Source organism: Pseudarthrobacter sp. SL88 (genome assembly GCF_026672455.1).
Classification (GTDB): domain Bacteria; phylum Actinomycetota; class Actinomycetes; order Actinomycetales; family Micrococcaceae; genus Arthrobacter.
The window spans coordinates 3,173,343-3,189,701 of record NZ_JAPPRD010000001.1 but is presented as its reverse complement, the minus strand read 5'-3'; the positions used below and the strand labels follow the sequence as shown (position 1 = coordinate 3,189,701).

General features: G+C 65.7%; 9 protein-coding genes. 8 read left to right on the top strand and 1 reads right to left on the bottom strand.

Annotated elements, in window-relative coordinates; translation table 11 throughout:
- The first annotated feature begins 21 nt into the window (after positions 1-21).
- The 5 genes from cysS (at position 22) to OVA06_RS14335 (ending at position 5,678) form a co-directional block, all read left to right on the top strand.
- A complete protein-coding gene (cysS, locus tag OVA06_RS14355) occupies positions 22-1,488 on the top strand; it encodes a cysteine--tRNA ligase (RefSeq protein ID WP_268159200.1) in 1,467 nt (488 codons plus the stop codon).
- A 90-nt stretch (positions 1,489-1,578) separates the two neighbouring features.
- Positions 1,579-2,568, top strand: coding sequence for a 23S rRNA (guanosine(2251)-2'-O)-methyltransferase RlmB (rlmB, locus tag OVA06_RS14350; protein ID WP_056076531.1), 990 nt, complete (start codon positions 1,579-1,581; stop codon positions 2,566-2,568).
- Positions 2,569-2,690: 122 nt separating this feature from the next.
- Positions 2,691-4,802, top strand: a complete 2,112-nt coding sequence (glgX, locus tag OVA06_RS14345) for a glycogen debranching protein GlgX (protein WP_268159198.1) — start codon at positions 2,691-2,693, stop codon at positions 4,800-4,802.
- A 17-nt stretch (positions 4,803-4,819) separates the two neighbouring features.
- Entirely contained in the window at positions 4,820-5,314 is a 495-nt protein-coding gene (locus tag OVA06_RS14340; RefSeq protein WP_056076527.1) for a ribonuclease domain-containing protein, read from the top strand.
- Between the two features lie 7 nt (positions 5,315-5,321).
- Positions 5,322-5,678, top strand: coding sequence for a barstar family protein (locus tag OVA06_RS14335; protein ID WP_268159196.1), 357 nt, complete (start codon positions 5,322-5,324; stop codon positions 5,676-5,678).
- A 75-nt stretch (positions 5,679-5,753) separates the two neighbouring features.
- Here the strand turns inward: OVA06_RS14335 and glgP are convergent, their stop codons facing one another.
- Entirely contained in the window at positions 5,754-8,372 is a 2,619-nt protein-coding gene (glgP, locus tag OVA06_RS14330) for an alpha-glucan family phosphorylase (RefSeq protein ID WP_200937703.1), read from the bottom strand.
- Positions 8,373-8,565: 193 nt separating this feature from the next.
- On the opposite strand from glgP, the gene OVA06_RS14325 reads away from it, so the two are divergent.
- Genes OVA06_RS14325 through OVA06_RS14315 form a run of 3 tightly spaced genes read left to right on the top strand, consistent with a single transcriptional unit; the run spans position 8,566 to position 16,125 of the window.
- Positions 8,566-10,608: an alpha-1,4-glucan--maltose-1-phosphate maltosyltransferase gene (locus OVA06_RS14325; RefSeq protein ID WP_261621052.1), complete on the top strand. Its 2,043-nt coding sequence runs from the start codon at positions 8,566-8,568 to the stop codon at positions 10,606-10,608.
- The gene (gene treS, locus OVA06_RS14320) at positions 10,605-12,401 is read left to right on the top strand and encodes a maltose alpha-D-glucosyltransferase (RefSeq protein WP_268159193.1); all 1,797 of its coding nucleotides are present in this window, start codon (positions 10,605-10,607) and stop codon (positions 12,399-12,401) included. The genes OVA06_RS14325 and treS overlap by 4 nt, the downstream gene beginning before the upstream one ends.
- A gap of 1 nt (position 12,402) precedes the next feature.
- Entirely contained in the window at positions 12,403-16,125 is a 3,723-nt protein-coding gene (locus tag OVA06_RS14315) for a 1,4-alpha-glucan branching enzyme (RefSeq protein ID WP_268159191.1), read from the top strand.
- The last annotated feature ends 234 nt before the right edge of the window (positions 16,126-16,359 follow it).

Sequence of the window (16,359 nt, the reverse complement as noted above, 5' to 3'; positions counted from 1 at the left end):
TGCATCGGCTAATCTGGAGCGGTGACCCTGCGCTTCTATGACACTGCCTCCGCCGAAGTCCGGAACTTCGTCCCCCTCGTAGCCGGAAGGGCCAGCCTCTACTACTGCGGGGCGACCGTGCAGGGCATGCCCCACGTCGGCCACATCCGTTCCGCCATCGCGTTCGACCAGTTGACCCGCTGGCTGACCCACCGCGGGCTGCGGGTCACGGTGGTCCGCAACGTCACGGACATTGACGACAAGATCCTCGCCAAGTCAGAGGCGTCCTTCGCCTCCGGTTTCCAGCCGGAACCGGGCGAGGTTCCGGGCGAGGAATGGTGGGCGTTGGCCTACCGCTACGAACAGGAATTCCTCAAGGCCTACGACGCGCTGGGTGTCTCCCGCCCCACCTACGAACCCAGGGCCACCGGCCACATCCCGGAAATGCACGCCCTGATCCAGCAATTGATCGACCGCGGACACGCCTATCCGGCGCTGGATGATTCCGGCGATGTGTACTTCGACGTGCGCTCGTGGAGCAAGTACGGTGCCCTGACGCGGCAGAACATTGATGACATGCAGGCGGCAGCCGACGCCGACCCCCGGGGTAAGCGGGACCCCCGCGACTTCGCGCTGTGGAAGGGTTCCAAAGGGGGCGAACCTGCCACCGCCAGCTGGGCGTCCCCATGGGGGGCCGGCCGCCCCGGCTGGCACCTGGAATGCTCGGCGATGGTGACCAAGTACCTTGGCACCGAATTCGACATCCACGGCGGCGGCCTGGACCTGCGGTTCCCGCACCACGAAAACGAGATGGCGCAGTCACAGGCCGCCGGGCACGGGTTCGCCAACTTCTGGATGCACAACGGCATGGTCACCTACGAGGGTGAAAAAATGTCCAAGTCCATCGGCAACACCATCAGCCCCACCGAAATGCTGAAACTCGCCTCGCCCCGGGTGGTGCGGTACTACCTCGGCCAGGCCCACTACCGGTCGATCCTGGACTACCGCCCCACATCCCTGCAGGAGGCCGCTGCCGCCGTCGAACGAATCGATGGGTTCCTGGCAAAGGCCGTGGCGCGCTTCGGTACAGATTTCAGCTTCGTGGCAGGGGACTACGGACCCTCAACGGGCAGCGTTGAGGCCTTTTATGCCGCCATGGACGACGACCTGAACGTCCCGCGCGCCCTGGCCGCACTGCATGAGACGGTGCGGGCAGGAAACACTGCCCTCGCCGACAAGGATGACGACTCCGCCCGGAAGGCGATGTACGCCGTCGTCATCATGACCGACGTGCTGGGGCTCAACGCCGTCGCCTGCTCGGAAAAAGCCAGCACCCGCGAAGCCGAAGCACTGGCTGTCCTGGTGGAGGCGCAGCTTGCCGCCCGCGCCACAGCCCGCGCCGGGAAGGACTGGGCAGCATCCGATGCCATCCGCGACACACTCAACGAGGCCGGCGTGGTGGTGGAGGACGGCCCGGACGGTGCCACGTGGAGCCTGAAACGGGATTGAGCGCCGGGACCCAAAGCCCGGGAACCCGATTTTTCTTCGGTCAGTAGACTGGTAGCCGGACTCAGTCAACACAATCAAGGGTGGAACATCATGGCCAACAATGGTCGCCGATCGGTTAAAGCGAAGAAGGGCCCAACCATCGGGACCGGTGGCCATGGCCGCAAGGCCCTGGAAGGCAAGGGCCCAACGCCCAAGGCGGAGGACCGTCCGTACCACAAGGCGCACAAGTCCAAGCAGCTCGCGGAGCGCTCGGCCGCCAAGCGCAACCCCGGTGCCCGCAGCGCCGGAGCCGGCAAGTCCGGCCCCAAGGGCCGCGCCACCGAGGAGGTCGTTACCGGGCGCAACTCGGTAGTGGAAGCACTCCGCGCCGGCATCCCCGCGAAGGCGCTGCACGTTGCCATCCGGATTGAAATGGATGACCGGGTCAAGGAGTCCCTCAAGCTGGCGGCCGAGCGCGGCATCCCGCTGCTGGAAACCGGCAAGCCCGAGTTGGACCGGATGACCGACGACGCCGTCCACCAGGGCCTCGTCCTGCAGATCCCGCCCTACGATTACGCCGACGCCTATGAGCTCGCCGAAGAAACCGTGGAGAAGTGGAAGAAGGGGCACGTCAGCAACGCCCCCCTGTTCGTTGCTTTGGACGGCATCACCGATCCCCGCAACCTCGGCGCCATTATCCGCTCCGTCTCCGCGTTTAGCGGCCACGGCGTGATTGTTCCGGAGCGCCGCTCCGTCGGCGTTACCGCCTCGGCGTGGAAGACGAGCGCCGGCGCGGCGGTCCGTGTGCCGGTGGCCCGGGCATCAAACCTCAACAGCGCCCTCAAGCAGTTCAAGAACATGGGCATCTTCGTCCTGGGCCTGGACGGCGACGGCGACGTGTCGCTGCCGGACCTGAGCCTCGCCACCGAACCGGTGTGCATCGTGGTGGGTTCCGAAGGCAAGGGCCTGAGCCGGCTGGTCCGCGAAAACTGCGACCAGATCGTCTCCATTCCCATCGACTCCGCCATGGAATCGCTCAACGCGTCCATGGCCGTGGGCATCACGCTGTACGAGGTTTCCCGCCAGCGCGCAGCCAAGTAATCAGTCCGGGGTCCCGCCGGACGGGGTCGTCCCGTCCGGCGGGACGACGCCGTGGCCCCGGCCCGGGCGTCATGTGTGACGCTGGCGCAGGCCAGTAGCCGCCGGCGGCTACTATTTAGCTAATGGTCATGCCGCTCTTCGACACCGCCTCCACCATGGACGCCTCTACGGCTGTTCCCCTCGGTGTCAGCGTCCCGCGCGCGGATTCAGACGGCTCCGGCCAGGGTGACAGGGGCCGGGCCAACGTTGCCTGCTATGCCCCCGGTGTGCCCAGCCTGGAAATCGTGTACCAGCCCCCGGGTGGTGAATGGCGCGTCCAGCCGCTGCCGAACGTTACCCACGGCGTCCACCACGGCATCGTCGAGGACCTGCCTCCGGGCTCCCGCTACGGCTTCCGCCCTGCCTCCGGCGAGCAGTCGCTGCCTGTGGCGGTACCGGCCAACGGCCTGGACGAGGACGGCAGCCGCCCGCTGCTCGATCCGTATGGCCGGGCCGTGGATCTGCGCGACGGCCTCCTCACCAGCGCACGCACGGCCGGCGACTTTGACTGGGGAACGGACAGCCGCCTGAGGCTGCCGTGGCGGAACACCATCATCTACGAGGCACACGTCCGCGGACAGACCATGCTCCACCCCGATGTCCCCGAAGAACTCCGCGGGACCTACGCGGGGATGGCGCACCCGGCAGTCCTTGAGCACCTCAAAGGACTGGGCATCACGTCTGTGCAGCTGCTGCCGGTCCATTTCCACCTGGACGAACCGCACCTGCAGGATCTGGGCCTGACGAATTACTGGGGCTACAACACGGCGGCCTTCTTCGCCCTGCATCCCGCCTACGCCACGGGCGCGGCCCAGGATGCCGGTCCGCAGGCAGTCCAGAACGAGTTCAAGGCCATGGTCAAGGCCTTCCACGAGGCAGGACTGGAAGTCATCCTGGATGTGGTCTACAACCACACCGCGGAGGGCGGCGCGGACGGGCAGACCATCAGCTTCCGTGGCCTGGGGGAGAACCGCTACTACCGGACGGACGGCCACGGGAAGTACCTGGACACCACCGGGTGCGGAAACAGCCTCAACTTCGCCGAGCCCCGGGTTATCCAGCTGGTCCTGGACTCGCTGCGGTACTGGGTGGACGAATTCCACATCGATGGTTTCCGCTTCGACCTGGCCGTGACCCTGTGCCGCAACGGCGATAACGAGTTCGACCCCCGGCACCCGTTCCTCGTGGCCGTCGCTGCTGACCCTGTCCTGTCCGACACCAAGCTCATCGCCGAACCGTGGGATGTTGGCTACGGCGGATGGCAGACGGGCCGCTTCCCCATGGGCTGGGTTGACTGGAACGACCACTTCCGCGATTCCGTGCGGTCCTTCTGGCTCGCCGACCGGGCAGCACTGGAATCCGGCGGACAGGGCGGCTCGGTGGCAAAACTGGCCGACGCGCTGTCCGGTTCCGCTGCGCTGTTCGAAGGCTCCGGCCGCTCCCGCCTCGCGTCAGTGAATTACGTGACGGCCCACGACGGCTTCACGCTGAACGACCTTGTGTCCTACGACAGGAAACACAACGAAGCCAACGGCGAACAGAACCGCGACGGGCACGGCGACAACCGAAGCTACAACCATGGCGTGGAAGGCCCCACCGAGGACGGCGAGATCCTGGCCAGGCGCGCCCAGTCGCGGCGCAACATGATGGCGTCGCTGATGATCTCCCTCGGCGTTCCCATGATTACCGCCGGGGATGAACTGGCACGCACCCAACAAGGGAACAACAACGCCTACTGCCAGGACAACGCCCTGACCTGGGTGGACTGGACGCGTACCCCGGAATCGCATGAGATGCTCCGCAGCACCAAGCGGTACATCCGGCTCCGCAAGGAGTTCCTGGCCGCGCAGCCGCACCACTTCCCGGTCCGGGACGAGCAGTCTTACCTGTACTGGTACGACCACAACGGCCAACCGATGTCCATGGAACGCTGGAACGATCCGCAGCACCGCGTGATGCAGCTCCTTCTCGGCTCCGACGACGGTGAGCTGGCTGGCCTGGTGGTGGTGAACGGAACCGGCTCGGATGTCACCATCACGCTTCCGCCGCTGGCTGCCGAAGGCACTGGCCCCCGCATGTTCGAACTGCGGCTCACTACCTCCCCGCTTCACGAGCTGCGGCAGGGCGGCCTGGTGGCTTCGGGTGAAAAGGACCTGGTGGAGGCCAACTCCATCAGTATTTACCGTAACGCCTAGCCCGGGACGAACCGACCATGCGCAACCGCAAGATCCTGCCCCTGCTGCTTGCCGCCCTCGTGGTGGTGGCAGTGCTTGCCTTCGGCGGCCAGGGCGTCCTGGGCCAGTTGACGGAGGGCACGACGACGGCACCCACCACCGGCGCGGCGGCGGCATCCGCGTCCGCGTCCCCGGCGCCGTCGCGCCCGGCCCAGGCGGCGCCGGCGCCCGCACAGAAGAACCCCTCCGGCCTGCCGGCCATCAGGGAATCCCAGCTGCCGGCCGAAGGGCGCCGGGTCCTGGCACTGATCCGCGCAGGCGGCCCTTACCGCTACAGCCAGGATGACCAGGCCTTCGGCAACTTTGAAGGGATCCTGCCCCGCCGCGACCGCGGTTACTACCGCGAATACACGGTGCCCACTCCGGGGGAGTCAGACCGTGGCGCACGCAGGATCGTTGCCGGTGCGGACGGCGAAAAGTACTACACCGGCGACCACTACGAATCATTCTCGTTCATTACGGAAGGCAGTTAGCAGCACCATGAAGATCTACTCCGGCGACACCTGGACCCTCGAGGAACTGCAGGACCAGGTGGCGGACGCCGGCCGCCGCAGCTTGGTTATCCCCCCGGCGGACAGCAAGCGGGAGGTCCTGGAAACCTTCGGTGAGGTCCTGAATTTCCCGGAGCACTACGGGGTCAACCTCGATGCGCTGAACGATTCGCTGCATGACTTTGCGGACAGCATTTCGGACAACGGCAACCCGCCTGTCACTGTCCTCTGGCAGGTGGCGGCACCGTTCCGCTCCGACAGGTCGTTCGGCATCCTCTGCGAAATCCTCCAGGACGCCGAGCGGTACGCCGGAAAGGACCTGGCGGTGACGGCCGTCCTGCTCTGACACACATCAGGAGCCCGGTCGTTCCTCCTGCGTGGTGACGTACCCGGCAGGAGGCCCTCCTGTCAGGAGACGGGGTTACGCATTCACGATGAGCCCCAGCTCGGCCTTGGACGCGAGTCCCTCGTGCTGCGGCAGGACACGGACGGTGTAGCCGAACGGCCCTGACCTGTCGATCACCAGCGAACCGCTGAAGAGGTGGCGGCCGTTGCCCAGGTCCTCCTTCACCTGCAGTTCCATGATGGTGATGTCCGTCAGGGTGTCGCTTTCCTCAGCCCTGCCGTAAGCCACCTCCACGTACACGTCCTCGGGGGTGAGGCCGCTGAGGGCCACATACGCGTTGACCTGGAGGGTGTCGCCGATCTGCGGATCCTCGGAGACGCCCACCGAGTCCACATGCTCCACGTGCACCTGCGGCCAGGCCGAGCGCACCCTCGCGGTCCACGATGCCAACGACCGGGCCTGGGCGTAGCCGGTGGCACTGGCGCTGCGGCCGGCCTCGGCTGCGGGGCGGTACAGGATGTTGACGTAGTCGCGGAGCATGCGCTCTGCCGAAACCGCCGGCCCCAGGTGGGACAGGGTGTGCTTGATCATGGATACCCAGTGCGTGGGCACCCGCTCTGCCGCCGACGTCGACGGTCCCGCAGCCCCCGCGGCTGCGGACACCGTGCTGCCATAGAACCTCGGCGCCACCTGGCTTTCGAGCAGCTCGTACAGTGCGGCGGCCTCGATATCGTCGCGCTCTTCGGGGGATGCGCCGTTGTTGGCCGTCGGAATGGCCCAGCCGTTTTCGCCGTCGTACATCTCGTCCCACCAGCCATCCAGGACGGACAGGTTCAGCGAGCCGTTCAGGGCGGCCTTCATGCCTGACGTGCCGCAGGCCTCCAAGGGCCGGAGCGGGTTGTTCAGCCAGACGTCGCAGCCAGGGAACAGGGTCCGCGCCATGGCGATGTCATAGTTCGGCAGGAATGCGATCCGGTGGCGGACCTCGGGATCGTCCGTGAACCGGACCAGGTCCTGGATCATCTTCTTGCCGGCGTCATCGGCCGGGTGGGACTTGCCGGCAATGACCAGCTGGATGGGGTGCTCCTTGTGCAGCAGCAGTGCCTTCAGCCGCTCCGGTTCGCGCAGCATCAGGGTCAGGCGCTTGTACGTAGGAACGCGGCGGGCAAAGCCGATGGTGAGTACGTCCGGGTCCAGGACGTGTTCGGTCCAGCCCAGCTCGGCATCGGCGGCCCCACGCTTCTTCCACGCGGCGCGCAGGCGGCGGCGGACGTCGTCCACCAGCGCCGAACGCAGCTCACGCCGAAGCGCCCAGACGTCGGCGTCGCTGACGTTGTACGCCAGGTCCCAGCGGCCGTTGGCCTCCGCTTCGCTGCCGAACTGGTCCCGGGCCAGCTGGGAGATCCGGCTGTCCACCCAGGTGGGCACGTGCACGCCGTTGGTCACCGAGGTGATGGGCACCTCGGAGTGGTCGAATCCGGGCCACAATGCCGAGAACATGCCGCGGGAGACCTCGCCGTGGAGCTTGGCCACACCATTGGCCCGTTGTGCCAGGCGCAGGCCCATCACTGCCATGTTGAAGACGGACGGGTTGCCGTCCGCGTAGTTCTCGCGGCCCAGTTCGAGGATGCGGTCCACCGGCACGTCGGGCGCCAGCCCGGCCTGGAAGAAGTGGCTGATCTGGGCGATCTCGAACCTGTCGATGCCTGCGGGCACGGGGGTGTGCGTGGTGAAAACGGTGGAGGCTCGCCCCGCGGTGAGGGCTTCATCGAACGTCAGTGCCTGCTCACCGGACATGAGTTCCTGGATACGTTCGATGCCCAGGAAGCCCGCGTGGCCTTCGTTGGTGTGGAACACTTCCGGAGCCGCCGTGCCGGTCAGCTTTTGGAACGCCCGCAGCGCTTTCACGCCGCCCATGCCCAGCAGCAGTTCCTGCTGGAGCCGGTGGTCACCGCCGCCGCCGTAGAGCCGGTCTGTGATGCTGCGGGCGGCGTCGTCGTTGCCCGGGACGTTGGAGTCAAGGAGCAGGAGGGGGACGCGCCCGACGTCGGCCCGCCAGATGTGAGCGAGCAGGCGCCGGCCGTTGGGGAGGGGCAGGGAGACCTGCACTGGCTTGCCGTTGCCGTCCGGGGAGGGCTCTCGGAGCAGTGTCAGGGGCAGTCCGTCAGGGTCCAGCACGGGGTAGGTTTCCTGCTGCCAGGCGTCCCGGGAGAGGGACTGCTTGAAGTAGCCGGCCTGGTACAGCAGGCCCACGCCGATCAGCGGAACGCCCAGGTCCGAGGCCGCCTTCAGGTGGTCGCCGGCAAGGATGCCGAGGCCGCCGGAGTACTGGGGCAGGACTTCGGTGATGCCGAACTCGGGCGAAAAATAGGCGATGGAGGCAGGAGCGTCCGGTCCCAGGCCCTGGTACCAGCGGGGCTCGTCAAGGTAGCGGTTGAGGTCCGCCTCGGCTGCCCGCACCTTCTCCACCACTGCCTGGTTGGTGGCCAGTTGCTGGAACTCCTCGCGGCTGACCATGCCCAGGAAGCCCACCGGGTCCTGGCCGCTTTCCTGCCACAGTGCGGGGTTGAGGCCCGCGAAAAGTTCCCGGGTGGGGCGGTGCCAAGACCAGCGCAAGTTGCTGGCCAGCCGGGCCAGTGGCCGGATGGGTTCGGGGAGGACTGTACGGACCGTAAACCTGCGGATTGCCTTCACCTGCGTCACACTAACGGACAACCCCCGCGGCTGGAACCAGCTTTAGGTTTCTTTTGCGTAAATGACAGGGGAGGCGGAGCACATGAAGCGCGGCGCAACAAAATACAGTGCGCAGGCTTAGCAATCTTCGGCATTTCTCGCTAACGTCGAGCTTGTGACGACTAACTCAGTAACCAGTGCCGCATCAAAGAAAATGCCCAAGGGACAGATCACCGACGGACTCCGGTTCGGACGTTTTCCGATCACTGCCGTTCAGCCAGTCGTCGAGGGCGGGAAGTTTCCCGCCAAGGCGCTGCCCGGCGAAGGAATCGTCGTGGGTGCCACCTCGTTCCGTGAAGGCCATGACCAGCTTGGCGTCAGCGCCGTGCTGCTGGATCCGTCCGGTGCCGAGCGCCAGCGCGTTCGGCTGACGGCTCCACGCGGGGAACGGGGCATGGGAACCGACCGATGGGAAGGCATCCTCACGCCTTCGGAACCGGGCAACTGGTCATTCGTTATTGAGGCGTGGCATGACCGCTACGGCACCTGGCACCACAACGCTGAAGTGAAGATCGCTGCCGGCATCGACGTCGAGCTCATGCTTGCTGAAGGTGCCGCCCTGCTGCGGGAAGCGTCCGGCGAGGACTTCCGCAGCGAATGGGATAAGGGCGTCCTGCGCGACGCCGCCGGCAGGCTGGCTGACCAGTCCCTCAGCACCGAGGAACGCCTCGGCGCCGGGTTCGGCCACGATGTGGCCGGGGTTGTGGCACACCAGCCCATCCGGGAACTGGTCACCGTTTCCGAGAAGTACCCCCTCCTGGTGGAGCGTGACCGCGCAGGCCGCGGCTCCTGGTACGAGTTCTTCCCGCGGTCCGAGGGCGCCGTCAAGGACCACAACACCGGCGCCTGGACGTCCGGCAACTTCCGTACCGCCGCCCGCCGGCTGGACGCCGTCGCGGGCATGGGTTTCGACGTCATCTACATGCCGCCCATCCACCCGATCGGCGTGCAGCACCGGAAGGGCCCCAACAACACCCTTGTGGCCGGCCCGCACGATCCCGGCTCCCCATGGGCCATCGGCGCCGCCGAGGGCGGACACGACGCCATCCATCCGGACCTTGGCTCCTTCGAGGACTTTGACGCCTTCGTGGCCCGTGCCAACGAGCTGGGGCTGGAAGTGGCGCTGGACCTGGCGCTGCAGGCGGCGCCGGACCACCCCTGGGTGGCCGCGCACCCCGAATGGTTCACCACCCGTGTTGACGGCAGCATTGCCTATGCCGAAAATCCGCCCAAGAAGTACCAGGACATTTACCCGCTTAATTTCGACAATGACCCCGAGGGGCTTTCGAACGAAATTCTGCGGATTGTGTTGTTGTGGGTCAGCCACGGGGTAAAGATTTTCCGCGTGGATAACCCACACACCAAACCCGTGTGGTTCTGGGAATGGCTCATTGCCGAAGTTAACAAAACGGTTCCCGGCGTGGTTTTCCTGGCTGAGGCGTTTACCCGCCCCGCGATGATGCACGCGCTGGGCAGGGCAGGCTTCCAGCAGTCCTACACGTACTTCACGTGGCGCAACACCAAGAAGGAGATCGAGGAGTACTTCCACGAGGTCAGCCACGATTCCCCGGCGTACTTCCGGCCCAATTTCTTCGTCAACACCCCGGACATCCTCACCGAGTACCTCCAGTACGGTGGCCCGGCCGCCTTCAAGATCAAGGCTGTCCTCGCTTCTACGGCCAGTCCGCTGTGGGGCGTGTACGCCGGTTACGAACTGTACGAACATGTGGCCCGCCCCGGCGCGGAGGAGTACATCGACAACGAGAAGTTCGAATACAAGGCCCGCGACTGGGACGCTGCCGCAGAGTCCGGCCGGACCCTGGCACCGTTCATCACACGGCTGAACCACCTTCGCCGCGACCATCCGGCGCTCCAGGACCTGCAGAACCTCACGGTCCACCAGAGCACCGACGACTCCACGGTGGTCTACTCCAAGCACAAGACGCTGGCGGACGGTTCGAAGGACACGCTCATTGTGGTGGTCAACGTGGACCCGCACGTCACCAAGGAATGCAGCGTAGCCCTGGACCTGGCTGCCCTGGAACTGGACCCGCAGGACATCACCGCGGGCGGCGGCTTCTACGTTGACGACCTCATCTCCGGCGAAAGCTGGGAATGGGGCGAGTTCAACTACGTCCGCCTTGACCCGCACGTAGAGCCGGCACACATCCTGAGCGTCAGGAGAATGCATCAGTGAATTTCAATCCGCAAAGTTCCGGCCAGCACTTCACGCCCAAAAGCACGTTTGAGCTGAATGCTCCGGGCCTCCAGCATGATCCGCTGTGGTACCGGAAAGCCGTTTTCTATGAGGTGCTGGTACGGGCCTTTGCGGATGCCAACGGTGACGGATCCGGAGATTTCTCCGGCCTCATCGACAGGCTGGACTATCTTCAGTGGCTTGGCGTGGATTGCCTGTGGCTGCCGCCGTTCTTCCAGTCACCCCTGCGGGACGGCGGCTACGACATCTCGGACTACAACTCCGTACTGGACGAGTTCGGGACCATCAGCGACTTCAAGCGGCTGGTGGCAGAGGCTCATGCCAGGGGAGTGCGGGTGATCATCGACCTGCCGCTGAACCACACCTCGGACCAGCACCCGTGGTTCCAGGAATCCCGCAAGGATCCCGAAGGTCCGTACGGCGATTTCTACGTGTGGAGCGACACCGACGAAAAGTACCAGGACGCCCGCATCATCTTCGTTGACACCGAGGAATCAAACTGGACCTTCGATCCCATCCGCCGGCAGTTCTTTTGGCACCGGTTCTTCAGCCACCAGCCGGACCTGAACTTCGAAAATCCCAAGGTCATCGAGGCGCTCTTCGACGTCGTGCGGTTCTGGTTGGACCAGGGCATTGACGGGTTCCGCGCGGACGCCATCCCGTACCTTTTCGAAGAGGAAGGGACCAACTGCGAAAACCTTCCGGCTACCCATGACTTCCTCCGGAAACTGCGCGCCATGGTGGACGAAAGCTACCCCGGCCGCGTCATCATCGCGGAGGCCAACCAGCCGCCCAACGAGGTAGTGGAGTATTTCGGGACGGAGGCGGAGCCGGAGTGCCACATGGCCTTCCACTTCCCCATCATGCCCCGGCTCTACTACGCGCTCCGGGACCAGAAGGCCGCGCCCATCATCGAGACCATGCGCGACACTCCGGATATCCCGGACGGAGCCCAGTGGGGCACCTTCCTGCGCAACCACGATGAACTGACGCTCGAAATGGTCACCGCTGACGAACGCGCTGCAATGCTCGGCTGGTACGCACCGGACCCGCGCATGCGCGCCAACATCGGTATCCGCCGGCGGCTGGCCCCCTTGCTGGACAACTCGCGGGCTGAGATTGAGCTGATCAACGCCCTGCTGCTTTCACTGCCGGGCAGCCCGTTCCTGTATTACGGGGACGAGATCGGCATGGGCGACAACATCTGGCTTGAGGACCGTGACGCCGTCCGCACACCGATGCAGTGGAACCCCGACCGCAACGCGGGATTCTCGCACGCGGACCCGGGAAAGCTCTACCTGCCGCCCATCCAGTCGCTGGTCTACAACTACAGCATGGCCAACGTGGAGGCCGAGGCCGCGCACTCGGGATCGCTGCTTCGCTGGACCCGCCAGATCCTCAGCGTCCGCAGGAACCACCCGGCTTTCGGCCTCGGCGCCTTCAAGCACGTCGAAGCCGACCACGACGCCGTCCTGGCGTACCTCCGGGAACTGCCGGAGGGTAATTCCGCAGGATTGAACGGCGAAACGGTCCTCTGCGCCTTTAATCTCTCGCAGCATCCCGTGGCCGCCACGCTGCGTGTGCCCGAATACGCCGGCCGGGGACTGCGTGATGTCTTCGGCGGCCAGGTCTTCCCGGGGATCAACGACGACGGGACGTTGACGCTGACCCTCGGAAGCCACGATTTCTTCTGGCTCCGGCTCCGGTCGGCGACGTCCAATCCGTCGTCGCCCTACACGCAGGCACTGCCCATCCTGTCGATAGAGAATTGATATGAACCAGCCAATACTTACTCCCGCCCTGACCGCGCTCCTCAAGGAATGGCTTCCGAAGCAGCGATGGTTCCCCGTCAATAGCCCCGACTTCGAGATGTCCCAGGCAGGCAGCCTGGGAATCGAGGACCCGTCGGGGCACGCGGGGCTTGCGGTATTTCTGCTGAACATCACCACCGGCCCGTCCGACGGCGGCGGCCGCACCTTGGTGGTGCAGGTTCCGTTGAGCTTCCGGGCGGCACCGGCGGCCGGCATGGAACGGGCGTTGGTGGGACAGGCGGCCGGGACGGACCCGTCCAGGACCTGGGTTTACGACGCCCTCCACGACCCCGACTTCATCGGCGGCTGGCTGGAACTCATCCGGCACGAAGCCACGGCACGCACCGGCGTGGCCGCGGGCTTCAAGGCATCCGGAAACTACCGGCTCCCCACCGCCCACGGAGTGGTCAAGGTACTGTCCGGCGAACAGTCCAACACCTCGGTGATTGTTGACGACGGCGAGTCCGCGGCCATCGTGAAGTTCTTCCGGACACTGTCCGCCGGAACCAACCCCGAAGTCGAAGTGGGCGCGGCCCTCACCGCCGCCGGCACCTCGGAGGTCCCCGCCACGCTGGGCTGGGTCCGGGGAGAATGGCTGGAAGACGGCACCAAAGCAGGCGGGACGGCGAGGGGCACCCGCCCGGTGCAGGGTGAGCTTGCTGTGGCGCACGAATTCCTTGCCGGGGGACTGGATGCCTGGCGGCTCGCCGTTGATGCAGCACGGGCTGGCAGGGACTTCACCGCCGAGGCGCGGGCACTCGGCGCGGCCACGGCCACCGTCCACCGCCGGCTCGCCGAAACGCTCGGCCGTTCAGAAGCTGCCGGGTCCGGCCAGGACGTCGCGGCAGGAGTAGCCCGGCGTATCCGCGCGGCCTGGGCCGAGGCCGGTCCCGCCGTCGGCCCCTATGACGAAGCCCTCGGAGCCCTTCTTGACGGGCTCGACGGCGCCAGCGCGGGTCCGCTGCAGCGGATCCATGGTGACCTGCACCTCGGCCAGATCCTGCAGGTGCCCCCTGCAGCAGGCCGAACGGAACCGCTGGCCGCCACTGAATCGGAGCCCCGCTGGGCCATCCTCGATTTTGAGGGCGAACCGCTGCGCCCCATCGATGAGCGGAACGGCCCCGATGTGCCCCTGCGGGACGTCGCCGGCATGCTGCGCTCCTTCGACTACGCGGCCGGAGCCGCCCAGCGCGAGCAGGAAGGCGCCCAAGTGCCCGCGTCCTGGGTTGACGACTGCGCCGATGCGTTCCTCGCAGGCTACGCGCACGTCACCCCCGGCACGGTGGACCGGACCTCGCCGCTGTTTGTGGCATTGTGGCTGGACAAGGCGCTGTACGAAGTTGTTTATGAAATGCGTAACAGGCCCGATTGGCTGGCGATTCCAGTAAGCGCCTCCAGACGGCTCCTGGGCGGTAACGGCGCCGGCGACACCGCCGGCGCAGCATCGGAAGGTAACGAAATGACAGGCACAGCACGAACAGGACGGCCGGGGGCTCCGCTCCCGGTGGACGACGGCACCCTGGGCAAGATTGCCAACGGTGAACACCACGCGCCGCACTCCGTACTGGGGGCGCACCTGGATGACTACGGTCACGTCACCGTCCGCACGGTCAAGCACCTGGCGGAAGCCGTCAGCGTCATCACCGCTGCAGGTGAAGTGCCGATGCAGCACGAGGCCCATGGGGCCTGGGTGGCTGTACTTGAGCCGAGCGAGCACGGGCACGTCCCGGACTATCGCCTGTCCGTCACGTACCCCGGGGCTGACCCCGTCACGGTGGACGAGCCCTACCGGTACCTGCCGACAGTCGGCGAGGTCGACCTCCACCTCATCGGGGAAGGCCGCCACGAAAAGCTCTGGCAGGTCCTGGGCGCACACGTCCAGCACTACAAGTCTTCGCTGGGGGATGTGGACGGTGTTTCCTTCGCCGTGTGGGCCCCCAACGCCCAGGCCGTCCGCGTAAAGGGCGATTTCAACGGCTGGGACGGCCGCGAACATTCGCTCCGCTCACTGGGCTCCTCCGGTGTTTGGGAACTCTTCATCCCCGGGGTTGTAGCAGGGGCGTGCTACAAGTTCGAAATCCGCACCAAGGCTGGCTACTGGGTGGAAAAAGCGGACCCGATGGCTTTCGGAACCGAGGTCCCGCCGCTCACGGCATCCCGCGTGGTGGAGCCGTCCTACGCCTTCAAGGACGACGAGTGGATGCAGGCCCGCGCCGAGCGCGATCCGCACAACTCTGCCATGAGCGTCTACGAGGTCCACCTCGGCTCCTGGCGCCTGGGGCTTGGATACCGCGAGCTGGCCAAGGAACTCGTGGACTACGTCAAGTGGCTGGGCTTCACGCACGTGGAGTTCATGCCGGTTGCCGAGCACCCGTTCGGTGGTTCCTGGGGCTACCAGGTCACCTCCTACTTTGCCCCGACATCCCGGTTCGGCCACCCCGACGAGTTCCGCTACCTGGTGGACACCCTGCACCAGGCGGGCATCGGTGTCCTGCTGGACTGGGTCCCTGCCCACTTCCCCAAGGATTCCTGGGCGCTGGCACAGTTCGACGGCCAGCCCCTGTACGAGCACGCCGACCCCACCCTGGGCGAACACCCCGACTGGGGAACGCTGATCTTCGACTTCGGCCGTACCGAGGTGCGCAACTTCCTGGTGGCGAACGCACTGTACTGGCTGGACGAGTTCCACATCGACGGGCTGCGGGTGGATGCCGTAGCGTCCATGCTGTATCTGGACTACTCCCGCGAAGAGGGGCAGTGGCGCCCCAACCGGTTCGGCGGCCGGGAGAACCTCGAAGCGATCTCCTTCCTCCAGGAAGTCAATGCCACCGTCTATAAGAGCCACCCCGGTGCTGTCATGATTGCCGAGGAGTCCACGGCGTTCCCCGGCGTGACCGCTCCCACCAGCCACGGCGGACTGGGATTCGGCCTGAAATGGAACATGGGCTGGATGCACGATTCCCTGAAGTACGCGTCCGAGGACCCGGTCAACCGAAAATGGCACCACGGCGGCCTGACCTTCTCGCTGGTTTATGCCTTCACGGAAAACTTCCTCCTGCCCATCAGCCACGACGAAGTCGTGCACGGCAAGGGCTCGATGCTTCGCAAAATGCCGGGGGACCGTTGGCAGCAGCTGGCGAACCTCCGCGCTTTCCTCGCGTACCAGTGGGCACACCCCGGAAAACAGCTCATCTTCATGGGGACCGAGTTTGGCCAGGAAGCGGAGTGGTCAGAGCAGCACGGGCTGGACTGGTGGCTCGCGGAGATCCCCGCCCACAAGGGGATCCAACTGCTGACCAAGGACCTGAACGAGCTCTACACGTCCACTCCATCCCTGTACGCCCGCGACAACGAACCGGCCGGGTTCCAGTGGATCAACGGCGGCGACGCTGACAGGAACGTCCTCTCCTTCATCCGCCGTGATGCGGACGGCAACCCGGTAGTGTGTGCCATCAACTTCTCCGGAGCGCCCCACGCCGGCTACACCCTGGGCGTTCCCCAAGCAGGTGCCTGGGCCGAAGTGCTCAATACGGACCACACCAAGTACGGAGGCTCTGGCGTACTGAATACCGGAGACCTGAAGGCTACGGATGAAGGACAGGACGGGCAGCCGGCAACGCTGACCGTTACCCTTCCTCCGTTGGGTGCATCCTTCTTTACTCCGGAAGCGCCTGCCGCTAAGTAAGAGTCATGGTTGAACAGCCCACTACTGTTCGGCGCAGGGCAGGAGGCCCGGAATCCCTGTGATTCCGGGCCTTTTGTCGTCTGCAGGCTGCGTGAAGGGGACCCCAAGGAAGCCGGGTTGGCCTTCCCGGTAAAGGGGTGGTAGAGTTTATTTCCGCGCTGCTCCACGGAGTCAGACGGAAAACCGACCACCAAGCCTTACGGCGATGAAGGTCGGGGAACGCCGGTTTGACAA